The organism is Streptomyces barkulensis, assembly GCF_002843305.1.
In the GTDB taxonomy this organism is placed as follows: domain Bacteria; phylum Actinomycetota; class Actinomycetes; order Streptomycetales; family Streptomycetaceae; genus Streptomyces; species Streptomyces barkulensis.
In genome coordinates, this window is sequence record NZ_PGSG01000015.1 from 33,294 (window position 1) to 55,860 (window position 22,567).

Below are 22,567 nucleotides of genomic sequence, written 5' to 3' on the forward strand. Positions count from 1 at the left end.
CCTTCCTCAGCCCTTCTTCGGGCGCCGCACCCGGACCGAGCGCCGCATCCTCCGGGCGAGCCCGAGCTGCCGCACGCCCTCCTGCAGAACCCTGTCCAGATCTCCCCGCACTTCCTCCAGGGGCCGGAAGTGCGCCCGCGCCCGCACCCTGACCCGGTGCCGCCCGGCGTCCACCCGGACCGACCGCACTCCCGGCACGTCCAGCAACCGGTCGTGCAGCACCGCCTCGGCGGCGGATCTCTCCAGTCCGGCGCGCACCCGGACCCCGTCGGAGGAGCCGCCGCGCATCGGCAGCAGACCCCGCAGCCCGGGGGTGACCGCCAGCACCACCAGCCACAGTCCCAGCAGCACCGCGAGCGCCGCACCGGCGATCGCCCAGGGGTTGTCGAGCGGCCGGGCGGCCAGATCCGCGGTGATCTCGCGCCGCCACGCGGAGGGGGCCTTGTCAATGCTCGCGGCGACGGCCTCGTACAGCAGTACGGCCGCCGCGACGGCCAGCACCAGTGCCACGATCGCGGCCGGCACCCGCCGAGCCGACCAGAAGCGCCGGGTGCTTCCGCCCCCGCCGTCACCCCCGCCGTCGTCCGGTCGGCGGTCCGCGCCGGAGGGTTCCGGTGAGGGCGGTTCCACACCGTCCGGGTCCGTGCCGGCGGCGCTCTCCGGGGCCTGCTGCCGCCGGGCGTCGTGACTCATCGTGCCCTCACCGCACCCTCCCTCCGCTCCGGCCGCCGAGCGGGCCCGTGTGCAGCCGTGTGACCTCGACGGTCACCTGCCGGACCGCCATACCGGCCAGTTCCCGCACCCGTGAGGCGACCCTTCCGCGCACCGAGCCGCACCGTGCGCCGATGTCGCAGGGGTAGGGAAGTTCGACCGCGACCACCACCCGGGCCTCACCGTTCAGTCCGTTCCGGTCGGGAGGGCGGCGGACGGCGACCTTCGCCCGCGGGTCCTTTCCCGCACGCGGTGCCCCGGACGTCTCGGAGTCCTCGTCCAGCGCCTCGCGGGCGGCCCGTGCCGCGATCTTGCTGACGACCCGGTCGGCGATTCTCGTCGCCCCCCGCTCGGCCGCGGGGACCCAGGAGATCTCCGGCCTGCGGAATTCCTGTGCCACCGGTCACCGCCGTCCGCCGCCGGAGCGGAAGATCTCTCCCGGTTCCAGATCGCCGTCGAGGACCCGGCCGGCGATGAAGCCGACCGCGCCCAGTACCGCCACCAGGAGGAAGGCCCAGAAACCGCCGAAGTATCCGGCGAAACCCAGCGCCATGCCTGCGATCAAGCCGACTGCGGCCATGCTCATCGTGCGCTCCTCAGTTTCCTGCTCCGCCGGGCCCCTGCGGTCCGCGGCGCACTACTGCAGCCGCGGCCTCTGCTCCGACTGCTCTTCCTCGTCACTGTCGTCGGGCAGTTTGACGTCGTCGACCGTGACATTGACCTCGACGACCTCCAGTCCGGTCATCCGCTCGATCGAGCCGATGACGTTCTCGCGCACATCGCTCGCCACGTCGGTGATCGACACGCCGTACTCGACCACGATGTCCAGGTCGATGGCCGCCTGGGTCTCGCCGACCTCGACCTTCACCCCCCGGGTGACGGACGAACCGCCGCCGCCACCACCGCCGGGGACGCGGTCGCGCATCGCGCCGATGGTCCGGCTCATGCCGGCGCCCATCGCGTGGACACCGTCGACCTCGCGGGCGGCCATCCCGGCGATCTTCGCCACCACGCCGTCGGCGATCGTGGTCTTCCCGCGGACGCGCGGGTCGCTCGCGCCCCGCCCCTCACCGAGCCGTCCGCCGGAAGGGCCCGAGCGGTTCTGCTGTGCGGTCTCAGCCATCTCCGCCATCTCCGTCACCCCTTGCCTTCGTTACGGGAATATTGATTCCGATATGTCCACGCTAGACACGATCGCCCACTTTTGCCTCATGAATGCGCCGCCACCTGGAGGAAGCACGTGTCCGCGGGGAGCCCGCGGCAAAAGGCTGGGCACCGTTGATGGAGAACCCCGGAGAGCCCCAGCAGAGCACCGGAGGCCCTGGGACGGACGCCGGGACCCCGGAGAGGAGCGCAGAGCATGGCCACGGACCGGTTGACCCAGACCGTACGGCGGCAGATCGGCTTCGGACGCCTGCTTCCGCTGGGCGGGGCGGAGGACGGCGCCTGGATCACGGAGCGGGCCGCGGCCGGTGTGCTGCGGGAGGCGGCGGACGGACTGCCGGGGATCCGGCCGGGCAGGCTGCGGCTCTCCCCGGCCGAAAACGGCGCGGGCGGGAGGCCGGCCGTACCGATGCCTCCCAGCGCTCTGCCGCCCGGCCCGCTCAGGATCTCCGCGGAGTTCGAGGCCGATGCGCGGGAGCCGCTGCCGACGGCGGCCGAGCGGCTGCGCTCGGCCCTGGCCGGAGCGGCCGACAGCCGCCTGGGGCTGGTGGTGGCGGCGGTCGACCTGCGGATCACCGGGCTCCTGGGCGGGCCGGGCGACGAGCCCCGGCCCGAGGAGCCTCCCAGGGGGCAAGCCGGCGCCGGGGAGGTCCCGGACACCGGGGAGGCCGAAACCGCGGTGGGCGCCGCGGCGCTGGCCGTTGTGGGCGTGACACGCCTGGCCCCCGAGCTGGGGGGCGCGGCCCGGGCGCTGCGGATCGTGGACGCCGGCCCCGGCGACGGGGCCGGCGCGGCCCCCGGCCGCCATGTACAGATCCAGTTCGCGACCGCCGCGGACCACCGCGCGCTCGATGTGGCGCGCGCGGTCCGCGCCGCGGCGGCACGCGCCGCGGCGACCGGCGCCCCCGGGCCCGTGACGGTCGCCGCCGTGGTGACGGAGGTGGTGCGGGGCCCGGGGTGACGGAGGTGGTGCGGGACCCGGGGTGACGGAGGTGGTGCGGGGCCCGGGGTGAGAGCGGTCAGTCGCCGATGCCGGCCAGGTCGCGCAGCCTGCGTGTCTGGGCCGCACGCTCGGCGGCGCGCTGCTCGTCGTAGGTGCGGTCCACCGCGCCGCGCAGCAGCGCCTTGGTCTCGATCACCGCGTCGCGCGGGGCCGCGAGCAGCGCCGCGGCCAGATCCGCGGTGGCCTCCTCCAGCTCCGCGGCGGGCACCACGAGGTTGGCCAGGCCGGTCCGCTCGGCCTCCTCGGCGCGCACGGAACGGCCCGTCGCGCAGATCTCCAGCGCACGGGCGTACCCGATCAGGGAGACGAGCGGGTGGGTGCCGGTGAGGTCGGGGACCAGTCCGAGGCTGGTCTCCCGCATCGCGAACTGCACGTCGTCGGCGCACACCCGCAGGTCGCAGGCGAGCGCGAGCTGGAAGCCCGCGCCGACGGCATGGCCCTGGACGGCGGCGATGCTCACGATGTCGCTGCGCCGCCACCAGGTGAAGGCCTCCTGGTAGCCGGCGATGGCCGTGTCGACCTCGGCGTCGGAACCGCGCGCCAGGTCGATGAAGGACGGCTCGCCGTCGAAGCCCTCGGGGGTGAAGGCCTGCCGGTCGAGTCCGGCGGAGAAGGACTGCCCCTCTCCGCGCAGGACGACGACGCGGATCTCGCCGGGCAGCAGCCGTCCGGCCTCGGCCAGGGCGCGCCACATCGCGAAGGTCTGGGCGTTGCGCTTGGCCGGGCGGTCGAGCGTGACCGTGGCCACGGCACCGTCCGCGACGAGCCGCACGCCGTCCTTGTCGAGCAGGGTCATGAGGATCTCCCGGGGCAGTCCGCAGTCGGACGACTGTCAAGTGACTGAAGAGTAACCACCCGGCCGGTCGGATGGCCGACCGGGTGGCGCCCCTCGGGACACCCTGGATCTCAGGACGTCGCGGTCTTCTTGCCCCGCGTGGCACCGCCGCGACCGCGCAGGGTCACGCCGGACTCGCTGAGCATCCGGTGCACGAATCCGTAGGAGCGGCCGGTCTCCTCGGCCAGCGCCCGGATGCTCGCACCGGAGTCGTACTTCTTCTTGAGGTCAGCCGCGAGCTTCTCGCGCGCGGCGCCGGTCACCCGGCTGCCCTTCTTCAGAGTCTCGGCCACCCGTGCCTCCTCATGGGAAGTGCGCTCTGGACTCTCATGATCACCCCTTGCCGGTTTTCTGGCCACCCATTCGACAAGGTCCGTAAAACGTCATTGGCGGCCGGACAAGGGCCGAAGGGCTCCGGAGCGAGGCGTTCCGCGGCGCTCCCCGGGCGCCCACTTCCCTGCGACGCGAAGAAAGAGCAGGTCAGAGCCCTGGTTGGCGTTCAGACACCGGGGATGGGAGGTCTATGCCACATCACCGGTGCCATCGACACCCGGCCGCGCCGGAATACGAGCCGATCTCACTCAGATGATGGATCAAGCGTCGGCCGAATGATCCAGAACGGTGTGATCACAACGCGCTCGCGGCGTGGCCGGGGCGTGGTGGAGGCGGGGCCGGGGCGGGCGTTCCGGCGCGGTCGGGCGTCGACGGCGCCGGAGCCGGCGCCGGAGCCGGGCTCCGGTCAGGGCTCAGGCGAGCGCCACGAGGTCCGCGTACTCCTCGCCCCACAGGTCCTCCACACCGTCGGGCAGCAGGATGATCCGCTCCGGCTGGAGCGCTTCCACCGCGCCCTCGTCGTGGGTGACCAGCACCACCGCGCCGGTGAAGGTGCGCAGGGCGCCCAGGATCTCCTCCCGGCTGGCGGGGTCGAGGTTGTTGGTCGGCTCGTCCAGCAGCAGCACGTTGGCCGAGGAGACCACCAGCGTGGCCAGTGCCAGCCGGGTCTTCTCACCGCCGGAGAGCACCCGCGCGGGCTTGTCCACGTCGTCGCCGGAGAACAGGAACGAGCCCAGCGTCTTGCGGATGTCGACCAGGTCCATGTCCGGGGCGGCCGAGCGCATGTTCTCCAGGACCGTGCGGTCGCCGTCGAGCGTCTCGTGCTCCTGCGCGTAGTAGCCGAGCTTCAGCCCGTGGCCCGGGACCACCCGGCCGGTGTCGGGCTTCTCCACCCCGGCCAGCAGCCGCAGCAAAGTGGTCTTGCCCGCGCCGTTGAGGCCGAGGATGACCACCCGGGAGCCCTTGTCGATGGCGAGCGAGAGGTCGGTGAAGATCTCCAGCGAGCCGTAGGACTTGGACAGCTCCTCGGCCATCAGCGGGGTCTTGCCGCAGGGCGCGGGGTCGGGGAAGCGCAGCTTGGCGACCTTGTCGGCCTGCCGCTCCCCCTCCAGCCCGGCCAGCAGCCGCTCGGCCCGGCGGGCCATGTTCTGCGCGGCCACCGTCTTGGTGGCCTTGGCGCGCATCTTGTCGGCCTGGGCGTTGAGGGCCGCGGCCTTCTTCTCGGCGTTGGCCCGCTCGCGCCTGCGCCGCTTCTCGTCCGCCTCGCGCTGGGTCAGGTACTGCTTCCAGCCCATGTTGTAGATGTCGATGCCCGAGCGGTTGGCGTCGAGGTAGAAGACCTTGTTGACGACCGTCTCCACCAGATCGACGTCGTGGGAGATGACGACGAAACCGCCGCGGTAGGTCTTCAGGAAGTCGCGCAGCCAGACGATCGAGTCGGCGTCGAGGTGGTTGGTCGGCTCGTCCAGCAGCAGGGTGTCGGCGTCCGAGAAGAGGATGCGGGCGAGCTCCACCCGGCGCCGCTGGCCGCCGGAGAGGGTGTGCAGCGGCTGGCCGAGCACCCGGTCGGGCAGACCGAGGCTGGCGGCGATGGTGGCGGCCTCGGCCTCGGCGGCGTAGCCGCCCTTGGTGAGGAACTCCGTCTCCAGCCGCTCGTACTTCTTCATCGCCTTCTCGCGGGTGGCGCCCCGGCCGTTCGCCATCCGGTCCTCGTTCTCGCGCATCCTGCGCAGCACGGTGTCCAGACCTCGGGCGGACAGGATGCGGTCGCGGGCGAGGGCGTCGAGGTCGCCGGTGCGCGGGTCCTGGGGCAGATAGCCGACCTCGCCGGTACGGGTGATCGTCCCGGCCGCGGGGGCGCCCTCGCCGGCCAGGCAGCGGGTCAGGGTCGTCTTGCCCGCCCCGTTGCGGCCGACCAGGCCGATGCGGTCGCCCCTGGCGATGCGGAAGGAGGCGGACTCGATGAGGATCCGGGCGCCGGCGCGCAGCTCTACTCCGGTGGCGGTGATCACGGAAATACTCCTGGGCAGGGTGGACGTGCGTACGTCGTCGGTCGGGGGCTGGGAGACGGGCGTACGCCGCTAATGCACGAGGAGGTTCACCATGCGGTTCAGTCTAACGGCGGCGCGCAACCGGATTTCCGCGCCCGGGGCGGCAGGGCCGCGTGGGCCCCGGACGGCCGGGGACGCGGGCCCCGGGGCGCCCGTCACACCTCGCCGGTGTGGACCTGGAAGGCCGCGCGGCGCACCGCCCTGGCCAGCGCCGGGTCGGGGTGGGCCGCGGCGAGCGCGACCAGGACCTGGACGGTACGGGGGTGACCGGTGGCGCGGACCGCCTCCAAAAGCTCGGGGACGGTGTTCTGCACGGCCGAGTCCAGGTGCTCCACCAGCACTTTTCCCTCTCCGTGGTCGGCGACGGCCGCGGCGGTGTCCACCCACAGCCAGGTGGCCTCCTCCCGGGTCAGGACACCGGGGGCGCCGTTCGCCAGGTCCGCCGGGTCGGCGCCGTCGTGCTCGGCGAGCCAGAGCAGGGCGTAGGGGCGCAGGACGGGCTCGCCGGCCACCTCGCGGACGGCGGACTCCGCGGGGGCGCCCACGGCGCGCAGCGCCTCGAAGGCCAGGCCGCGGATGAGGGCGTCGTCGCCGCGGGCGGCGTCGATCAGTTCGGCGACGGCCGGGCCGGTGGGGCGCGCGGCCAGCCAGGCGCGGTACTCGGCACGGGCCTCCCCGGGCGAGAGCCTGGCGCAGCCGCGCAGCATGTCCTCGGCGTGCTGCTCGATGTTCCCCGCCGGGCTCTGGGCCGCGACGCAGATCTGCTCCAGTTTCACCCACACCGCCCAGTTGCCCAGCGGGGTGAGCACCGCCTGCCCGGGGCGGCCCCGGTCGTCCTCGGCGCAGCGGGTGAGGGCTCCGACGGAGGCGAGGCCGTCCAGGGCCCAGTCCAGAAGCGCGGGCAGGCAGTCGTCCGCGTCCCCGGCCGCCTCGCCCGCCGGGGACACCGCGCCGCCGCGCTCGGCGCGGATCTCCGCGATGCGCCGCCTCAGCAGGTCCAGCAGGACCGGCACGGTCACCGGGCCGGAGGACAGGTGCATCACCGACAGGAACTGCGGCGCCGCCACGACCACCTCCCCGACCGCCCCGGGATCCGCGCCTCCGGGTGCGGGATGGGCCAGCGACCAGGCGTCGAAGAGCGCGACCCAGCCGCGCAGCACGGCCGAGTCGTCGCGGTCCCATGCGCGCAGCCGCCAGCCGGGCATGGCGGTGCCGTCGTGCAGTTCGATGAGGCCGGCGAGCCGGGCACGGTCCCAGTGGGCGGGGATCTGCTCCACGGGTATCCGCAGTTCCCCGGCCGCCCGTTCGGCGGCCGCCACCGGCGACAGCCCGGTGCCGTCGGCCCAGCGGGCCAGGCGCACGGCCTCACTGAGGCAGGCCCGTGCCTGACGGGCGAGTTGGTCGCGTGGGGGCACCCCCTCGGGGGGCCGGGGCGCGCTCCGCCGGCGGCGCGCGCCCACTGCTCGGCGCGCGGCGGCGAGAGGCTGACGGGATACGAGGCGCAGCCGGGTGTCTCGCGGGGTACGGGACGTCACGGGAGCAGTGTTGTTGATGACGGCCCGAAAGCCCAAACGCCGGTCGCCGCGCCTCACATGAGCGGGGTGAGGAAGCGGCGCAGCGCCTCCTGGTAGCCCTGCGGATCCGCGTTCCACATGGCGGCGTGCGGAGCCTGTCCGACGATGTGCAGCGAGACCAGGTCCGGGCGCTGTTCGGCCAGTTCGCGGGAGGGTTCCCAGGGCGCGACGGCGTCGTCCGGGCCGTGCAGGACGAGTGTGGGCAGCCGCAGCGTGCCGGGGTCGCTCAGCTCGGAGTGGAGCTCCGGGCGGAGCCGGGCGCGGCCCTGCGCGGCGCGTACCGCCAGCGGCAGCAGGGGGGCGGGGACGTGGCGGGCGCTCGCCAGCGCGCGCAGGGTGGCTCGCCAGTCGAGCACGGGCGAGTCCAGGACCAGCCCGGTGAGGAAGTCGCGGACCGGGGACTCGGCGGCGGCCCGCAGCGCCATGGTGGCTCCGGTGGACCAGCCGTACAGCACGATGCCGCGGGCGCCGCGGCCGAGCGCGTAACGGATGGCCGCGTCGAGGTCCCGCCACTCGGAGTCGCCCAGGTGCGCGGTGCCGTCGGGCGACCGGGGCGCCCCGGGATCGCCCCGGTAGGCGGGGACGAGCACGGGGACGCCCATGGCGTTCAGGAAGGGCAGGACGTTCAGGGGGTGCTCGCGCGTGGTGCCCAGGCCGTGCACGGCGATGATCCACACGTCGCGCAGGGCGGGCAGGTACCAGGCGGGCAGGGGGCCGAGTTCGCCCGGCACCTCGACGTCCGCGTACTCCAGGCCCAGCGCGTCCCCGGGGTTCCCGGTGTGGAGCTGCGGGGTCAGCCGCACCCGGTCCCCGGTGGCGAGCCGGCCGCGGTCCACCCGCTCCAGGCGCCGTACGACGGTGTCTGCGGAGGAGGGGACCTCGAGCACGCTTCCGACGACGGCGTGCCGGCCCGGACCGGTGAGGGCGTAGGTGCCGGGGAGCTGGGAGATGAGGGACCGGGTCAGGGTGACCTGCCCCGCCGCGGTGGCGTGGACGGTCAGCTGCGGGCCCTCGAAGCCGGCGGGCAGGGTGCGCCCGGAGGACGGCCTGAGGGCGGCGGTGGCCGCGTACCGGCCGGCCACGACAGCGGCCGCTCCGGCACCGAGCGTGGTGAGGGCGGTCAGGGCCGCCGTTCTGCGCAGACTCATCGTCTCCAAGGATGACGGCGTGGTGTCGCCGGGGCCAGCGGGCGGGCTCCGGCGGGTGAGCGGGGCGGGCCGGGGCCGGATCCCTCGCCCGGCGCCGCCGGCGCCGGTGTCGCACACCTCGTACCCCGTCCGCGCGGCGTCATCCGCCCGAGGGCGGGCGGGTGCCGCGCGGCTCGGCGCGGGCGGGCCGGCCGTGCTGCCCGTAGCCGCGCAGCCGCTCGGCCACGCGGTCCAGCTCCCCGGGCGGCAGCAGGGACGGGGTGCGGCCGGGCACGGAGGCGGCGGCGAGCCAGACCCGGCACATCCACTCCAGCTGGGCGGTGTCGTCGTACGCCCGGCCGAGGCTGTCGGCGTACACGACCGTGCCGTGGTTGCGCAGCAGGCAGCCGCTGCGGTCGCGCAGCGCCTCCCGTACGTGGGCGGCCAGTTCCTCGCTGCCGTAGGGAGCGTACGGCGCCACGCGGACCGGGCCGCCCAGGGCGGCGGCCATGTAGTGGATCGCCGGGAGTTCGTCGACGAGGGTGGAGACGGCGGTGGCGTGCACCGCGTGGGTGTGGACGACCGCCGCGGCGCCGGTGGAGCGGTACACCGCCAGGTGCATCGGCAGCTCGCTGGTGGGCACGAGGTCGCCGGCCACCGGCCGCCCGTCCAGGTCGACGGCGCACAGTTCGTCCGGACCGAGGCGGTCGTAGGCGATGCCGCTGGGGGTGACCAGGACGGTGTCGCCGATCCGCACCGACACGTTGCCCGAGGTGCCCACGACCAGGCCGTCGGCCACCGTCCGGCAGGCCGTGGCCACCAGTTCCCTCCAGGCGTCCGCCCAGGCCGACCGCATCCGCGCCACCTCCGACGGAGCACTCTAGCGGCGGCGGGGCGGCCGGTGCGCCGGTGCGCCCGCCTTACCGCACCGTGCGACCCTGCGCACACAGGCGACATGAGACACCGTGACGCCGTTCCCAGTTCACCTTGCGTTCACCCTGCATCCTTACCTTCACCGAGTACCTGCCCCCTCGACCGATTGCCTGGGTGAATGGAAAACATCACGCTTCTCATCGGGATCGTGATCGTCACGGCCTTGGTGTTCGATTTCACCAACGGTTTCCACGACACGGCCAACGCCATGGCCACCACCATTTCCACCGGGGCACTCAAGCCCAAGACCGCGGTGGCGATGTCGGCGGTCCTCAACCTCGTCGGCGCCTTCATCTCGGTCGAGGTCGCCGCGACGATCTCCAAAGGCCTCATCAACGAGGACTCCGGCATCGAACCCGCGGTGATCTTCGCGGGGCTGGTCGGCGCGATCCTGTGGAATCTGCTGACCTGGCTGGCCGGACTCCCCTCCAGTTCCTCGCACGCCCTCATGGGCGGCCTCCTCGGCGCCACGATCGCCGCCGTCGGCATCGGAGCCGTCTCCGTCAGCGCCGTCTTCATGAAGGTGCTGATCCCGGCCCTCGTCGCGCCCCTGGTCGCCGGCATCGCGGCCATGCTCGCGACCAGGCTGACCTACCGGATCAGCCGCAACACCGAGGAGGGGCAGGTCGCCAAGGGCTACCGCGCCGGGCAGATCGCCTCGGCCGGCCTGGTCTCCCTGGCCCACGGCACCAACGACGCGCAGAAGACGATGGGTGTCATCACCCTCGCGCTGATCTCCGGCGGCGTGCTCGGCGCCGACGCCGACCCGCCGCTGTGGGTCATCGCCTCGGCCGGCATCGCCATCGCGCTCGGCACCTACCTGGGCGGCTGGCGGATCATCCGCACCATGGGCAAGGGCCTGACCGACATCCGCCCGGCGCAGGGCTTCGCCGCCCAGACCAGCTCGGCCGTCACCATCCTGGCCTCCTCCCACCTGGGCTTCGCGCTCTCCACCACGCAGGTCTGCTCCGGCTCGATCATGGGCTGCGGCCTGGGCCGCAAGGGTGGTGTGGTCCGCTGGAGCACCGCCGGCCGCATGGTCGCCGCCTGGGGCCTGACCCTCCCGGCCGCCGGTCTGATCGCCGCGGGCTCCGCGCTGCTGGCCATCCAGGGCGACTGGGGTGTCACCGTGGTCGCGGTCGTCTCCGCCGCCGCCATCGCCGCCATCTGGTTCGCCTCCCGCCGGGAGCCGGTCGACCACACCAACGTCAACGACGTCGAGCCGGCCGAGGCGGAGGACGCGGGCGTGGTCACGGCCGCGGTGCAGGCCGTCTCCCCGCCGCCCACCGCCGCCATGGAGGATGCCGAGAAGGCCTCCGACGCCCCGGCGAAGACCACCGTCTCCGCTCCCTGAGCCCGAGCCCCGCGAAGGAAGAAGCACCATGGACATCGACTGGGCGGCCCTCGGCCAGGTCTTCGGCGTCAGTCTCGTGATGACGGTCGGCCTGGTGGGCCTGTTCACCCTCGGCATCGTCGGCCTGGGCACCAACGACAAGGCGCGGGGCGGCTCCTCCGCCCTGGCCCGCGTCGGCGCCTACGCCAGCTACGCCCTGTGCGCGGCCGCGGTGGCGTACGGCATCTACATCATCGCGGCCTGAGCGGGCCTGTCGGGGCCCCGCGGCCTCTCAGGCATCGGTACGCCTTCACCGGCGCCCGGCGGACACCGCCGGGCGCCGGCGCGTTTTCCCGGCGCATCTCCTGTGCCCCCGCATCTCCCGCGTCCCCGTGTCCCCGGCCCGCCCGGGGCGCGAGCGCCCCGACGCACCCGACGCGCCCCCCGCGCCCCGGCGTGCGCCGTGTGCGCTTCCGCACAGTGCGCCGCCGCAGGTCACGGGTGAGTTGACGCGCCTTCCCGGCCGTGGTGGACTTCCCGTTGCCAAACGGCGGCAGGAGAGGAAGCCGGTGCGAATCCGGCGCGGTCCCGCCACTGTCACCGGGGAGCGCTCCCCCACCCAGCGTCACGGCCCGCACACCGGGCTGGAAGGCCGGGGGAGGCGCCGATCCGGGAGCCAGGAGACTCTCACCGCCGGTCACGTCGAGCCAGGGCGAGGACCCTGAGTGAGGACATACCGCCATGCCCGGCACCCTGTCTGCCGCACCGCCTCCACTGCGCTGTGCCACCGTTCCCGCACGAGGTGTGACGGCCGGCTGACGCGATGCGTGCCGATCACGCCCTCCCCCCGGCCATCGCTCCGGCGGACACCGGCCTCCCCTCGCCCTCCGGCCTTCCGGCCGCGGGCTACGCGGGCGGGGCGGCCCTGGGGTATCTGCTCGACCTGATCGCCGGCGATCCGCGCCGCGCACACCCCGTCGCCGCCTTCGGGCGCGCGGCCGCGGCCGCCGAGCGCCTGCTGTGGCGCGACCACCGCGGCGCGGGCGCGCTGTACACCGCCGTGTGCGCGGGCGGCGCCACGTGCGCCGCGGCGGCGCTGGACCGTGCCGTGCGCCGCTCCCCCGCCGCCCGTACCGCCCTCACCGCCGCCGCCGTCTGGGCGGTGGTCGGCGGTACGACGCTGGCGCGCGAGGCCCGCGGGATCGCCGCCGCCCTGGAGGCGGGCGACCTGGAGGCGGCCCGCGCCCGGCTGCCGCACCTGTGCGGACGCGACCCGCAGGCGCTGGACGCCGGCGGCATCGCCCGTGCGGTGGTCGAGTCCGTCGCCGAGAACACCTCCGACGCCGTGGTGGGCGCGCTGGTGTGGGGCGCGGCCGCCGGTGTGCCGGGGCTGGCGGGCTTCCGGGCCGTCAACACCCTGGACGCGATGGTCGGTCACCGCTCACCGCGCCATCTGCGCTTCGGCTGGGCCTCGGCGCGGCTGGACGACGTGGCGGGGTGGCCCGGCGCCCGGCTGACCGCGCTGCTGGCCGCGCTCGCCGGCCCCGATCCGCGCGGCGCGCTGCGCGCCTGGCGCGCGGACGCCCGCCGCCACCCCAGCCCCAACGCCGGTGTGGTCGAGGCGGCGTTCGCGGGTGCGCTGGGTCTGCGACTGGGCGGGACGCTGTCGTACGGCGGGCGCGTCGAGCACCGGCCGGTCCTGGGCGCCGGCCGCCCGGTGCGGGTGGAGGACATCGAGCGCGCGGTGCGGCTCTCGCGCCGGGTGTGCGCGCTGGCGCTGGCGGTGTGCGGCGCCGCCGGGGCTCTGCGGGAGACCCGCGCCGTACGGCCGGGAAAGCGGCGGCGGGGGCGGCGCAGGACGTCGGGGGGCGGGCTGTGACGGGCGGCGGGCTGCTGATCGCGGGAACGACCTCGGACGCGGGCAAGAGCGTGGTCACGGCGGGCGTCTGCCGCTGGCTGGCCCGCAGGGGCGTGAAGGTGGCGCCGTTCAAGGCGCAGAACATGTCGCTGAACTCCTTCGTGACGCGCGAGGGCGCCGAGATCGGCCGTGCCCAGGCCATGCAGGCCGCCGCGGCCGGTGTGGAGCCGAGCGCGCTGATGAACCCCGTGCTGCTCAAACCGGGCGGCGACCGCTCCAGCCAGGTGGTGCTGCTGGGCCGGCCGGTGGGCGAGATGAGCGCGCGCGGTTACTTCGGGGACCTTGGAGTGCCGCCGTACCCCGGCGGGGCGCGGCGCGCGGGCCGCCGGGAGGACCTGCTGGAGACGGTCACCGACTGCCTGGCCGAACTGCGCCGCACCCACGACGCGGTGATCTGCGAGGGCGCCGGCAGCCCGGCCGAGATCAACCTGCGGCGCACCGACATCGTCAACATGGGCCTGGCGCGCGCCGCGCGGCTTCCGGTCGTGGTGGTCGGCGACATCGACCGCGGCGGCGTCTTCGCCTCCCTCTTCGGCACCACCGCCCTGCTGGCGCCCGGGGACCAGGCGCTGGTGGCGGGCTATGTGATCAACAAGTTCCGCGGTGACGTCACGCTCCTGGAACCCGGTCTGGAGATGCTGCGCGGCCTGACCGGACGGCCGGTGCTGGGCGTCCTGCCCTACGCGCACGGGCTGGGCATCGACGAGGAGGACGGGCTGCGGCTGTCGCTGCGCGGAGGGGTGCGCGAGTCGGCCGTCGCGCCGCCGCACGGCCGCGATGTGCTGCGGGTCGCGGTGGTGCCCGTGCCGCTGATGTCGAACTTCACGGACGTGGACGCGCTGGCGGCCGAGCCGGGCGTGGTGGTGCGGTTCACCGACCGCCCCGAGGAGCTGGCCGACGCCGATCTGGCGGTCGTGCCGGGCACCCGCGGCACCGTGCGGGCGCTGGCCTGGCTGCGCGAGCGCGGCCTGGCCGGCGCGCTGGCCCGCCGGGCGGCCGAGGGCCGCCCGGTGCTGGGGATCTGCGGCGGCTTCCAGCTGCTGGGCGAGCGGATCGAGGACGAGGTGGAGTCGCGCGCCGGGACGGTCGACGGTCTGGGCCTGCTGCCGGTGCGGGTGCGCTTCGAGACGGAGAAGACCCTGGCGCGGCCGGTGGGCGAGGCGCTGGGCGAGCGGGTGGAGGGCTACGAGATCCACCACGGCGTGGCCGAGGTCGCCGGCGGCGACGAGCCCTTCCTGGACGGCTGCCGCACCGGCTCGGTGTGGGGCACGCACTGGCACGGCTCGCTGGAGAGCGACGGCTTCCGGCGCGCCTTCCTGCGGCGGGTGGCCGCCGACGCGGGGCGGGCGTTCGTCCCCGCCCCGGGCACCTCCTTCGCCGCGCTGCGCGAGGAACAGCTGGACCGGTTGGGCGATCTGGTGGAGGAGCACGCCGACACCGCCGCGCTGCTGCGGCTGATCGAGGACGGCGCGCCCGCGGGCCTGCCGTTCGTACCGCCGGGTGCGCCGTGAGCGGCGCGAGCGGGACGGAAGAGACGGACGAGACGACCGGTGCGACCGGTGCGACCGACACGGCCGATGCGAAGGACGTACGAACCGATGGGGGCCCGATGAGCACGGTACTGCTGCTGTCCACCGCCGACACCGACCTGCTGGCGGCCCGCGCCTCCGGCGCGCCGTACCGCATCGCCAACCCGGCGCGCGTCGACGTCGCCGGGGAGCTGCCCGCGCTCGTGGAGGGCGCGGACATCGCCGTCGTGCGCCTGCTGGGCGGCCGGCGCGCCTGGGAGGACGGGCTGGCCGCGCTGCGCGCCACCGGGATCCCGGCGGTGCTGCTGGGCGGCGAGTCCGTCCCGGACGCGGAGCTGATGGCCGCCTCCACCGTCCCGGCCGGTGTGGTCGCCGAGGCGCTGAGGTATCTGGTGGCGGGCGGGCCGGAGAACCTGGCGGAGCTGGTGCGATTCCTGTCCGACACCGTGCTGCTGACCGGCCACGGCTTCGCCGGGCCGCGCCCGATGCCCGAGTACGGCGTGCGCGGCGACCGGGGGCACGACCCGTCCCGGCCGACGGTGGGCGTGCTGTTCTACCGGGCCCACGAGCTGGCGGGGAACACCGCCTTCGTCGACACGCTGTGCGACGCGATCGAGGAGCGCGGCGCCAACGCCCTGCCGGTGTACTGCGGTTCGCTCAGGAGCGCCGACTCCGGCCTGTACGAGCTGCTGGGCCGCGCCGACGCGCTGGTCGCCACCGTGCTCGCCGCCGGCGGCGCCCACGCGGCGGACGCGAGCGCGGGCGGCGACGACGAGACCTGGGACGTCGGCGCGCTGGCCGAGCTGGACGTCCCCGTGGTCCAGGGGCTGTGCCTGACCGGCTCCCGCGCCGCCTGGGAGGCCTCGGACGCCGCCCTGTCGCCGATGGACGCGGCGATGCAGGTGGCGATCCCGGAGTTCGACGGGCGGCTGGTCACCGTGCCCTTCTCCTTCAAGGAGGACGGCCCCGACGGGGTGCCCGTCTACGTCGCCGACCCCGAGCGGGCCCGCCGGGTGGCCGGGATCGCGGTGCGGCACGCCGCACTGCGCCGCAGGCCGAACGCGGACAAGCGGATCGCCCTGGTCTTCACCGCCTACCCCACCAAGCACTCGCGCGTCGGCAACGCCGTGGGCCTGGACACCCCGGCCTCGGCCGTGGGACTGCTGCGCGCCCTGCGCGAGGCCGGTTACGACACCGGCGAACCGCCCGGGAGCGGCGACGAGCTGATCCACCGGCTGATCGCGGCCGGCGGCCACGACGTGGAGTGGCTGACCGAGGAGCAACTGGCCGCCGCGCCCGCCCGGGTGCCGCTGGCCGACTACCGGCGGTGGTTCGCCGCGCTCGACCCGGAGCTGCGCGAGGCCATGCGCGAGCACTGGGGCGAGCCGCCGGGCTCGCTGTACGTGGACGGCGAGGGTTCCGGCGCCGAGATCGTGCTGGCCTCGCTGCGGTTCGGCAACGTGGTGGTGATGATCCAGCCGCCGCGCGGCTTCGGCGAGAACCCCATCGCGATCTACCACGACCCCGACCTGCCGCCCTCCCACCACTACCTGGCGGCCTACCGCTGGATGGAGGCCCCGCCGGAGCGGGGGGGCTTCGGCGCCGACGCCGTGGTCCACATGGGCAAGCACGGCACGATGGAGTGGCTGCCGGGCAAGGGCCTGGGCCTGTCGGCCGGCTGCGCCCCGGACGCGGTGCTGGGCGATCTGCCGCTGGTCTACCCGTTCATCGTCAACGACCCCGGCGAGGGGACGCAGGCCAAGCGCCGCGGCCACGCCACGGTCGTCGACCATCTGGTGCCGCCGATGGCGCGCGCCGACTCCTACGGCGATCTGGCCAAACTGGAGCAGTTGCTGGACGAGTACGCGCTGGTGAGCGATCTGGACCCGGCCAAGGCCCCGGCCGTGCGCAGCCAGATCTGGACGCTGGTGCGGGCCGCCGAGCTCCACCACGACCTGCGGGTGGAGGAGCAGCCGGACGATGACGAGTTCGACGAGTTCGTCATGCACATCGACGGCTGGCTGTGCGAGATCAAGGATGTGCAGATCCGCGACGGCCTGCATGTGCTGGGCGGCGGTCCGGTGGGCGAACCGCGCGTCAACCTGGTGCTGGCGGTGCTGCGTTCGGCCCAGGTGTGGGGCGGGGTCGGCGGCGCGCTACCGGGGCTGCGGGCGGTGCTGGCCGAACACGTGGGGCTGGTGGAGTCCGAGCTGCTGGCCGAGCCGGGGGCGCGCCTGAAGGTGCCGGGGGCCCTGACCGCGCTCGCGGACGGCCCTGCCCGTACCGCCTCCGACGCGGTGGACCTGCTGGAACACCTGGCGCGGCGGCTGGTGGAGTCGATGGAGGCCCGCGGCTGGGCTCGCGAGGCGGCTCCGGAGGTGGTCCGCGACGTGCTGGGCGCCGAACTGCCGGGCGCCGTGCGCGTCCTGGAGTTCGCCGCGGACGAGGTCGTGCCCCGGCTGGAGCGCACCGGGGACGAGATCGGCAACGTGCTGCACGCGCTGTCCGGCGGCTACGTGCCCGCCGGCCCCTCCGGCTCGCCCACCCGCGGCCTGGTCAACGTGCTGCCCACGGGGCGGAACTTCTACTCCGTGGACCCCAAGGCGATCCCGTCCAAGCTGTCGTGGGACGTCGGCAGCGCGCTGGCGGACTCCCTGCTGGCCCGGCATCTGGCCGACCACGGCGAGTACCCGAAGTCGGTGGGCCTGACGGTGTGGGGCACCTCCTGCATGCGCACACAGGGCGACGACATTGCGGAGATCCTGGCGCTGCTGGGCTGCCGCCCGGTGTGGGACGACGCCTCCCGGCGGGTGACGGGCTTCGAGATCGTGCCCCCGGAGGAACTGGGCCGGCCGCGCATCGACGTCACCGTCCGCATCTCCGGCTTCTTCCGGGACGCCTTCCCGCACGTGGTGGCGCTGGTGGACGACGCGGTGCGGGCGGTGGCGGAGCTGGACGAGCCCGCCGAGTCCAACCACGTACGCGCCCACGCCGACGAGGACACCGCCGCGCACGGCGACCGGCGCAGGGCCACGGCGAGGATCTTCGGCTCCAAGCCGGGCGCGTACGGGGCCGGGCTGCTGCCGCTGATCGACGCCCGCAACTGGCGCTCGGACGCGGACCTGGCCGAGGTGTACGCCGTGTGGGGCGGCTACGCCTACGGGCGCGGGCTGGACGGCCGCCCGGCGCGCGGCGACATGGAGACGGCGTTCCGCCGCATCCAGGTGGCGGCCAAGAACGTCGACACCCGCGAGCACGACATCGCCGACGCCGACGACTACTTCCAGTACCACGGCGGCATGGTGGCGATGGTGCGCCATCTGACCGGGAACTCCCCGGAGGCGTACGTGGGCGACTCGGCCGTCCCCGACCAGGTGCGGACGCGGACGCTGGGCGAGGAGACCCACCGGGTCTTCCGCGCCCGGGTGGTCAACCCGCGCTGGATGGCGGCGATGCGGCGGCACGGCTACAAGGGCGCCTTCGAGATGGCGGCCACCGTCGACTACCTCTTCGGCTACGACGCGACGGCCGGGGTGGTGGACGACTGGATGTACCAGCGGCTCGCGGCCGAGTACGTCTTCGACGAGACCAACCAGGAGTTCATGAAGCGCTCCAACCCGTGGGCGCTGCGCGGCGTGACCGAGCGGCTGCTGGAGGCCGCCGACCGCGGGCTGTGGGCCGAGCCGGAGGCGCGGACCCTGGAGCGGCTGCGCGAGATCTACCTCGAACTCGAGGGCGACCTGGAGAGCGGTTCCGACGATCTGGAGGGCGACGCGTGACCACCACCGCGAACACGACCACGGCGACCACGGCGACCGCCGCGACCGCCGCGCCCGCCGGTGCGGCCACCGCCGCCTATCCGTTCACCGCCATCGTCGGCATGGACGACCTGCGGCTGGCGCTGCTGCTGAACGCGGTCTCGCCGGCCGTCGGCGGCGTCCTGGTGCGCGGCGAGAAGGGCACGGCGAAGTCCACCGCGGTACGGGCCCTGGCGGCGCTGATGCCGCCGGTCGAGGCCGTGCCCGGCTGTCGCTTCTCCTGCGACCCGCGCCGCCTCGACCCCTCCTGCCCGGACGGGCCGCACGAGGCGGGGCCGGGCGAGAGCCGGCCGGCCCGGATGGTGGAGCTGCCGGTGGGCGCCTCCGAGGACCGGCTCGTCGGATCGCTGGACATCGAACGGGCCCTGGCCGAGGGCGTGAAGGCCTTCGAACCTGGGCTGCTGGCGCAGGCCCACCGGGGCGTCCTCTACGTGGACGAGGTCAACCTGCTGCAGGACTTCCTCATCGACTCGCTCCTGGACGCCGCCGCGATGGGCGTGGTGCACATCGAGCGCGAGGGCGTCTCGGTGCGGCACTCCTCCCGCTTCCTGCTGGTGGGGACGATGAACCCCGAGGAGGGCGAGCTGCGCCCGCAACTGCTGGACCGCTTCGGCCTGACCGTGGAGGTGGCCGCCTCCCGGGAGACCGGCGAGCGGATGGAGGTCGTGCGGCGGCGCCTGGCCTACGAGGAGGATCCGGCGGCCTTCGCCGCCCGCTGGGCCGGTGAGGAGAGCGGGCTGCGGGAGCGGATCGCGGCCGCGCGGGCGCTGCTGCCCAAGGTGCGGCTGGGCGACACCGCGCTGCGGCAGATCGCCGCCACCTGCGCGGCCTTCGAGGTGGACGGGATGCGGGCCGACATCGTGATGGCGCGTACCGCCACCGCGCTGGCCGCCTGGGCGGGGCGCACCGATGTGGCGGCCGAGGACGTACGGCGGGCGGCGCTGCTGGCCCTGCCGCACCGCAGGCGCCGCAACCCCTTCGACGCGCCCGGCCTGGACGAGGACAAGCTCGACGAGACGCTGCGGCGCAGCGGCGGCGCGGGAGACGGCACGGACGACGATCCGGACCCGGACGGGCCGGACGGCGGGGACGGCGGGGACGGCGGGGACGGCGGGGACGGCGGGGACGGCGGCGGGCAGCCGCCGCAGGACGGCCCGCGGGGGCCGGCCGACGCACCCGGGCCCTCCGAACCCTCTCTCCCCGGGCAGTCGCGCGACGGGGAGGGCGCCGGACCGGAGCGGAGCGGCGAACAGGAAGGCGGGCAGGGCGGCGGCGAGCAGGGCGGCGAGCAGGCCCCCGCCCGCGCCGGCGAGCCGTTCCGCGCCCGCGCGCTGCACGTCCCGGGTGTGGGCGAGGGCGCGGCGGGACGGCGCTCACGCGCCCGTACCGCGCAGGGCCGCACCACCGGCGCCCGCCGGCCGCGGGGCGCGCTGTCCCGGCTGCACCTGGCCGCGACCGTCCGGGCCGCCGCCCCGCACCAGCGGGCGCGGGGCCGCTCCGGGCCCGGGCTGCTGGTGCGGCGGGAGGATCTGCGCGAGGCGGTGCGCGAGGGCCGGGAGTCCAATCTCGTGCTGTTCGTCGTGGACGCCTCCGGCTCGATGGCCGCGCGGCGGCGGATGGGCGCGGTCAAGGGCGCGGTGCTGTCGCTGCTGCTGGACGCCTACCAGCGCCGCGACAAGGTCGGCCTGGTCTCCTTCCGCGGCTCGGGCGCCGAGGTGGCCCTGCCGCCGACCTCGTCGGTGGACGCCGCCGCGGCGCGTCTGGAGTCGCTGCCGACGGGCGGCCGCACCCCGCTGGCCGCCGGACTGCTGAAGGCCCGCGACGTACTGCGGACCGAGCGGCTGCGCGACCCCTCGCGGCGCCCGCTGCTGGTCGCCGTCACCGACGGGCGGGCCACCGGCGGCCCGCAGCCGGTGCCGCGCGCCCGGCAGGCCGCGCGGCTGCTGGCCGCCGACGGCACCGCCTCGGTGGTGATCGACTGCGAGTCCGGGCCGGTGCGGCTCGAACTGGCCGGAGCGCTCGCCGCCGAGCTGGGCGGCCCCGCCGTGACGCTGGAGGAGCTGCGCGCCGACACCGTGACCGGGCTCGTCCGCTCCCTGCAGGCCCCCGGCCGCACTCACCGGACCGACCGCGAGAACACCGGCAGGAACACCGCCAGGAACCCCGACAGGAACCCCGACAGGAGGGCCGCGTAGTGCCGAAAGGACAGCCGAGTGTCGTCCCCGACGACGGTCTCACCACACGCCAGCGCCGCAACCGCCCGCTGCTGGCGGTCCACACGGGCACCGGCAAGGGCAAGTCGACGGCCGCCTTCGGGCTGGCGCTGCGCGCCTGGAACCAGGGCTGGCCGATCGGGGTGTTCCAGTTCGTGAAGTCCGCCAAGTGGCGGGTCGGCGAGGAGCGGGCGCTGCGGGTGCTGGGCGCGAGCGGCGAGGGCGGCACCGTGGCCTGGCACAAGATGGGCGAGGGCTGGTCGTGGGTGCAGCGCGGCATCGAGTCCTCCGAGGAGGCGGCGCGCGAGGGCTGGGAGCAGGTCAAACGCGACCTGGCGGCCGAGACCTACCGGCTGTACGTGCTGGACGAGTTCGCCTACCCGATGCACTGGGGCTGGGTGGACACCGGCGAGGTGGTCGAGGTGCTGCGGACCCGTCCCGGCTTCCAGCATGTGGTGATCACCGGGCGGAACGCTCCGGAGGCGCTGCTCGGCGCCGCCGACCTGGTGACGGAGATGACCAAGGTCAAGCACCCGATGGACGGCGGCCAGAAGGGCCAGCGGGGCATCGAGTGGTGATCGGATCGTGAGCACCGCGCTTCCCCGGCTGGTCGTGGCCGCGCCCTCCTCGGGCAGCGGCAAGACCACCGTCGCCACCGGTCTGATGGCCGCCTTCACGGCGGCCGGGCTGGAGGTCTCCCCGCACAAGGTGGGCCCGGACTACATCGACCCGGGCTACCACGCGCTGGCCACCGGCAGGCCCGGCCGCAACCTCGACGCCTATCTGTGCGGCCCGGACCTGGTCGCGCCGCTGTTCCTGCACGGGGCGGCCGGTGCGGACGTGGCCGTGGTCGAGGGCGTGATGGGGCTGTACGACGGGGCCGCGGGCCTCGGTGAGCTCTCCTCGACCGCGCAGGCGGCCAAGCTGCTGCGGGCGCCGGTGGTGCTGGTGGTGGACGCCTCCTCCCAGTCGCGTTCGGTGGCGGCGCTGGTGCACGGCTTCGCGTCCTGGGATCCGGAGGTCCGCGTCGCGGGGGTGATCCTCAACAAGGTGGCCTCCGACCGCCACGAGGAGCTGCTGCGCGAGGCGCTGGACGCCTGCGGGGTGCCGGTGCTGGGCGTGCTGCGCCGGGCGCCGCTGGTGCACACCCCCTCGCGCCATCTGGGCCTGGTACCGGTGGCCGAGCGGCGGACGGAGGCGACCGGGGCGGTGGCGGAGCTGGCGGAGCGGGTGCGGTCCGGCTGCGATCTGAGGGCGCTGCTCGCCCTGGCGCACTCCGCGCCGCCGCTGCCGCGGGAGCCGTGGGCGCCGCCCGTGCCCGCGGGCCGGCCGCGCGGGCGCCCGGTGGTGGCCGTCGCGGGCGGGCCCGCGTTCACCTTCTCCTACGCCGAGCACACCGAGCTGCTGCGGGCTGCGGGTGCGGATGTGGCCGTCTTCGACCCGCTGCGGGACACCGCGCTGCCGCCGGGCACGGCCGGGCTGGTCCTGGGCGGCGGCTTCCCGGAGGTGTACGCGCCGGAACTTTCGGCGAACGAGCCGCTGCGCCGGGCGGTGGCGAAGCTGGCCGCCTCGGGGGCGCCGGTCGCCGCCGAGTGCGCCGGACTGCTGTATCTGGCCAGGGAGTTGGACGGCGAACCGATGTGCGGGGTGCTCGACGCCACCGCCCGGATGACCGACCGGCTCACCCTCGGCTACCGCGAGGCGGTGGCGGTGGGCGACAGCGTCCTGGCCGCCGCGGGGACGCGGATGCGCGGCCACGAGTTCCACCGCACGGCGGTGGACCCCGGCGCCGGGGGACCGGAGGACGGGAAGCCGGAGACCGGGGAGCGGAAGAACGCGAAGCCGGAGGGCGGGGCCGCGCCGGCGTGGGGGCTGACCTCGCGCGGCTCCCGGCCCGGGCGCCGGGTCGAGGGCTTTGTGAAGAACGGCGTGCACGCCTCGTATCTGCATGTGCACTGGGCCGCCGAGCCGTCCGTGGCCCGGCGTTTCGTCGGAAGTTGTGTCGGAGGGTGTGCGGCGTGAACA

General features: G+C 75.0%; 19 protein-coding genes and 1 riboswitch. Of the genes, 9 read left to right on the forward strand and 10 right to left on the reverse strand.

What is annotated here, in order from left to right; all coding sequences use genetic code 11:
• Positions 1-6: 6 nt before the first annotated feature.
• Genes CUT83_RS03900 through CUT83_RS03915 form a run of 4 tightly spaced genes read right to left on the reverse strand, consistent with a single transcriptional unit; the run spans position 7 to position 1,834 of the window.
• On the reverse strand, positions 7-693 hold the full coding sequence (locus tag CUT83_RS03900) for a DUF6286 domain-containing protein (protein ID WP_101254468.1): 687 nt from the start codon (positions 691-693) through the stop codon (positions 7-9).
• Between the two features lie 7 nt (positions 694-700).
• The gene (locus tag CUT83_RS03905; RefSeq protein ID WP_240957591.1) at positions 701-1,111 is read right to left on the reverse strand and encodes an Asp23/Gls24 family envelope stress response protein; all 411 of its coding nucleotides are present in this window, start codon (positions 1,109-1,111) and stop codon (positions 701-703) included.
• Between the two features lie 3 nt (positions 1,112-1,114).
• Positions 1,115-1,297 carry a hypothetical protein gene (locus tag CUT83_RS03910; protein WP_093848234.1) on the reverse strand — a complete coding sequence of 61 codons (183 nt, stop codon included), beginning with the start codon at positions 1,295-1,297 and terminating at the stop codon, positions 1,115-1,117.
• Positions 1,298-1,348: 51 nt separating this feature from the next.
• A complete protein-coding gene (locus tag CUT83_RS03915; protein ID WP_101254498.1) occupies positions 1,349-1,834 on the reverse strand; it encodes an Asp23/Gls24 family envelope stress response protein in 486 nt (161 codons plus the stop codon).
• A 237-nt stretch (positions 1,835-2,071) separates the two neighbouring features.
• Between CUT83_RS03915 and CUT83_RS03920 the strand changes: the two genes are divergently transcribed.
• On the forward strand, positions 2,072-2,836 hold the full coding sequence (locus CUT83_RS03920) for a nucleopolyhedrovirus P10 family protein (protein ID WP_101254469.1): 765 nt from the start codon (positions 2,072-2,074) through the stop codon (positions 2,834-2,836).
• Between the two features lie 58 nt (positions 2,837-2,894).
• On the opposite strand, the gene CUT83_RS03925 is transcribed toward CUT83_RS03920, so the two are convergent.
• The 6 genes from CUT83_RS03925 to CUT83_RS03950 all read right to left on the reverse strand — a co-directional run bounded on the left by CUT83_RS03925 (position 2,895) and on the right by CUT83_RS03950 (position 9,654).
• Complete coding sequence (locus CUT83_RS03925) at positions 2,895-3,674, reverse strand: enoyl-CoA hydratase/isomerase family protein (RefSeq protein WP_101254470.1); 780 nt, start codon at positions 3,672-3,674, stop codon at positions 2,895-2,897.
• 110 nt (positions 3,675-3,784) lie between these two features.
• Positions 3,785-4,006: a helix-turn-helix domain-containing protein gene (locus tag CUT83_RS03930; RefSeq protein WP_175540892.1), complete on the reverse strand. Its 222-nt coding sequence runs from the start codon at positions 4,004-4,006 to the stop codon at positions 3,785-3,787.
• A 453-nt stretch (positions 4,007-4,459) separates the two neighbouring features.
• Positions 4,460-6,058 (reverse strand): ABC-F family ATP-binding cassette domain-containing protein, encoded by a 1,599-nt coding sequence (locus CUT83_RS03935; RefSeq protein WP_093848242.1) that lies wholly within the window; start codon positions 6,056-6,058, stop codon positions 4,460-4,462.
• 194 nt (positions 6,059-6,252) lie between these two features.
• A complete protein-coding gene (locus tag CUT83_RS03940) occupies positions 6,253-7,632 on the reverse strand; it encodes a hypothetical protein (protein WP_101254499.1) in 1,380 nt (459 codons plus the stop codon).
• Between the two features lie 53 nt (positions 7,633-7,685).
• Positions 7,686-8,819 (reverse strand): alpha/beta hydrolase, encoded by a 1,134-nt coding sequence (locus CUT83_RS03945; RefSeq protein WP_101254471.1) that lies wholly within the window; start codon positions 8,817-8,819, stop codon positions 7,686-7,688.
• Positions 8,820-8,958: 139 nt separating this feature from the next.
• Complete coding sequence (locus CUT83_RS03950) at positions 8,959-9,654, reverse strand: class II aldolase/adducin family protein (RefSeq protein ID WP_101254472.1); 696 nt, start codon at positions 9,652-9,654, stop codon at positions 8,959-8,961.
• A gap of 195 nt (positions 9,655-9,849) precedes the next feature.
• Here CUT83_RS03950 and CUT83_RS03955 point away from each other — a divergent pair, with 195 nt between their 5' ends.
• The 8 genes from CUT83_RS03955 (at position 9,850) to CUT83_RS03990 (ending at position 22,564) form a co-directional block, all read left to right on the forward strand.
• On the forward strand, positions 9,850-11,085 hold the full coding sequence (locus CUT83_RS03955; protein WP_101254473.1) for an inorganic phosphate transporter: 1,236 nt from the start codon (positions 9,850-9,852) through the stop codon (positions 11,083-11,085).
• Between the two features lie 28 nt (positions 11,086-11,113).
• A complete protein-coding gene (locus CUT83_RS03960) occupies positions 11,114-11,329 on the forward strand; it encodes a hypothetical protein (RefSeq protein WP_101254474.1) in 216 nt (71 codons plus the stop codon).
• Between the two features lie 295 nt (positions 11,330-11,624).
• Positions 11,625-11,750, forward strand: a riboswitch (cobalamin riboswitch).
• 137 nt (positions 11,751-11,887) lie between these two features.
• On the forward strand, positions 11,888-12,943 hold the full coding sequence (locus CUT83_RS03965; RefSeq protein ID WP_101254475.1) for a cobalamin biosynthesis protein: 1,056 nt from the start codon (positions 11,888-11,890) through the stop codon (positions 12,941-12,943).
• Positions 12,940-14,493 carry a cobyric acid synthase gene (locus tag CUT83_RS03970; protein WP_101254476.1) on the forward strand — a complete coding sequence of 518 codons (1,554 nt, stop codon included), beginning with the start codon at positions 12,940-12,942 and terminating at the stop codon, positions 14,491-14,493. Before CUT83_RS03965 ends, CUT83_RS03970 begins: the two co-directional genes overlap by 4 nt.
• A gap of 98 nt (positions 14,494-14,591) precedes the next feature.
• The gene (cobN, locus tag CUT83_RS03975) at positions 14,592-18,290 is read left to right on the forward strand and encodes a cobaltochelatase subunit CobN (protein WP_101254477.1); all 3,699 of its coding nucleotides are present in this window, start codon (positions 14,592-14,594) and stop codon (positions 18,288-18,290) included.
• 101 nt (positions 18,291-18,391) lie between these two features.
• A complete protein-coding gene (locus CUT83_RS03980) occupies positions 18,392-20,524 on the forward strand; it encodes a putative cobaltochelatase (RefSeq protein ID WP_101254500.1) in 2,133 nt (710 codons plus the stop codon).
• Positions 20,524-21,120, forward strand: a complete 597-nt coding sequence (gene cobO / locus CUT83_RS03985; RefSeq protein ID WP_101254478.1) for a cob(I)yrinic acid a,c-diamide adenosyltransferase — start codon at positions 20,524-20,526, stop codon at positions 21,118-21,120. Before CUT83_RS03980 ends, cobO begins: the two co-directional genes overlap by 1 nt.
• Positions 21,121-21,124: 4 nt before the next feature.
• Entirely contained in the window at positions 21,125-22,564 is a 1,440-nt protein-coding gene (locus tag CUT83_RS03990; protein WP_173915020.1) for a cobyrinic acid a,c-diamide synthase CobB, read from the forward strand.
• Positions 22,565-22,567: the final 3 nt, after the last annotated feature.

What these genes read in the sequence shown, in the direction of transcription:
- CUT83_RS03900 (WP_101254468.1), bottom strand. Translation starts at nt 693, where the DNA reads ATGAGTCACGACGCCCGGCGGCAGCAGGCCCCGGAGAGCGCCGCCGGC.
- CUT83_RS03910 (WP_093848234.1), bottom strand. Translation starts at nt 1,297, where the DNA reads ATGAGCATGGCCGCAGTCGGCTTGATCGCAGGCATGGCGCTGGGTTTC.
- CUT83_RS03915 (WP_101254498.1), bottom strand. Translation starts at nt 1,834, where the DNA reads ATGGCTGAGACCGCACAGCAGAACCGCTCGGGCCCTTCCGGCGGACGG.
- CUT83_RS03920 (WP_101254469.1), top strand. Translation starts at nt 2,072, where the DNA reads ATGGCCACGGACCGGTTGACCCAGACCGTACGGCGGCAGATCGGCTTC.
- CUT83_RS03925 (WP_101254470.1), bottom strand. Translation starts at nt 3,674, where the DNA reads ATGACCCTGCTCGACAAGGACGGCGTGCGGCTCGTCGCGGACGGTGCC.
- CUT83_RS03945 (WP_101254471.1), bottom strand. Translation starts at nt 8,819, where the DNA reads ATGAGTCTGCGCAGAACGGCGGCCCTGACCGCCCTCACCACGCTCGGT.
- CUT83_RS03950 (WP_101254472.1), bottom strand. Translation starts at nt 9,654, where the DNA reads ATGCGGTCGGCCTGGGCGGACGCCTGGAGGGAACTGGTGGCCACGGCC.
- CUT83_RS03955 (WP_101254473.1), top strand. Translation starts at nt 9,850, where the DNA reads ATGGAAAACATCACGCTTCTCATCGGGATCGTGATCGTCACGGCCTTG.
- CUT83_RS03960 (WP_101254474.1), top strand. Translation starts at nt 11,114, where the DNA reads ATGGACATCGACTGGGCGGCCCTCGGCCAGGTCTTCGGCGTCAGTCTC.
- CUT83_RS03965 (WP_101254475.1), top strand. Translation starts at nt 11,888, where the DNA reads ATGCGTGCCGATCACGCCCTCCCCCCGGCCATCGCTCCGGCGGACACC.
- cobN (WP_101254477.1), top strand. Translation starts at nt 14,592, where the DNA reads ATGAGCACGGTACTGCTGCTGTCCACCGCCGACACCGACCTGCTGGCG.
- CUT83_RS03980 (WP_101254500.1), top strand. Translation starts at nt 18,392, where the DNA reads ATGGACGACCTGCGGCTGGCGCTGCTGCTGAACGCGGTCTCGCCGGCC.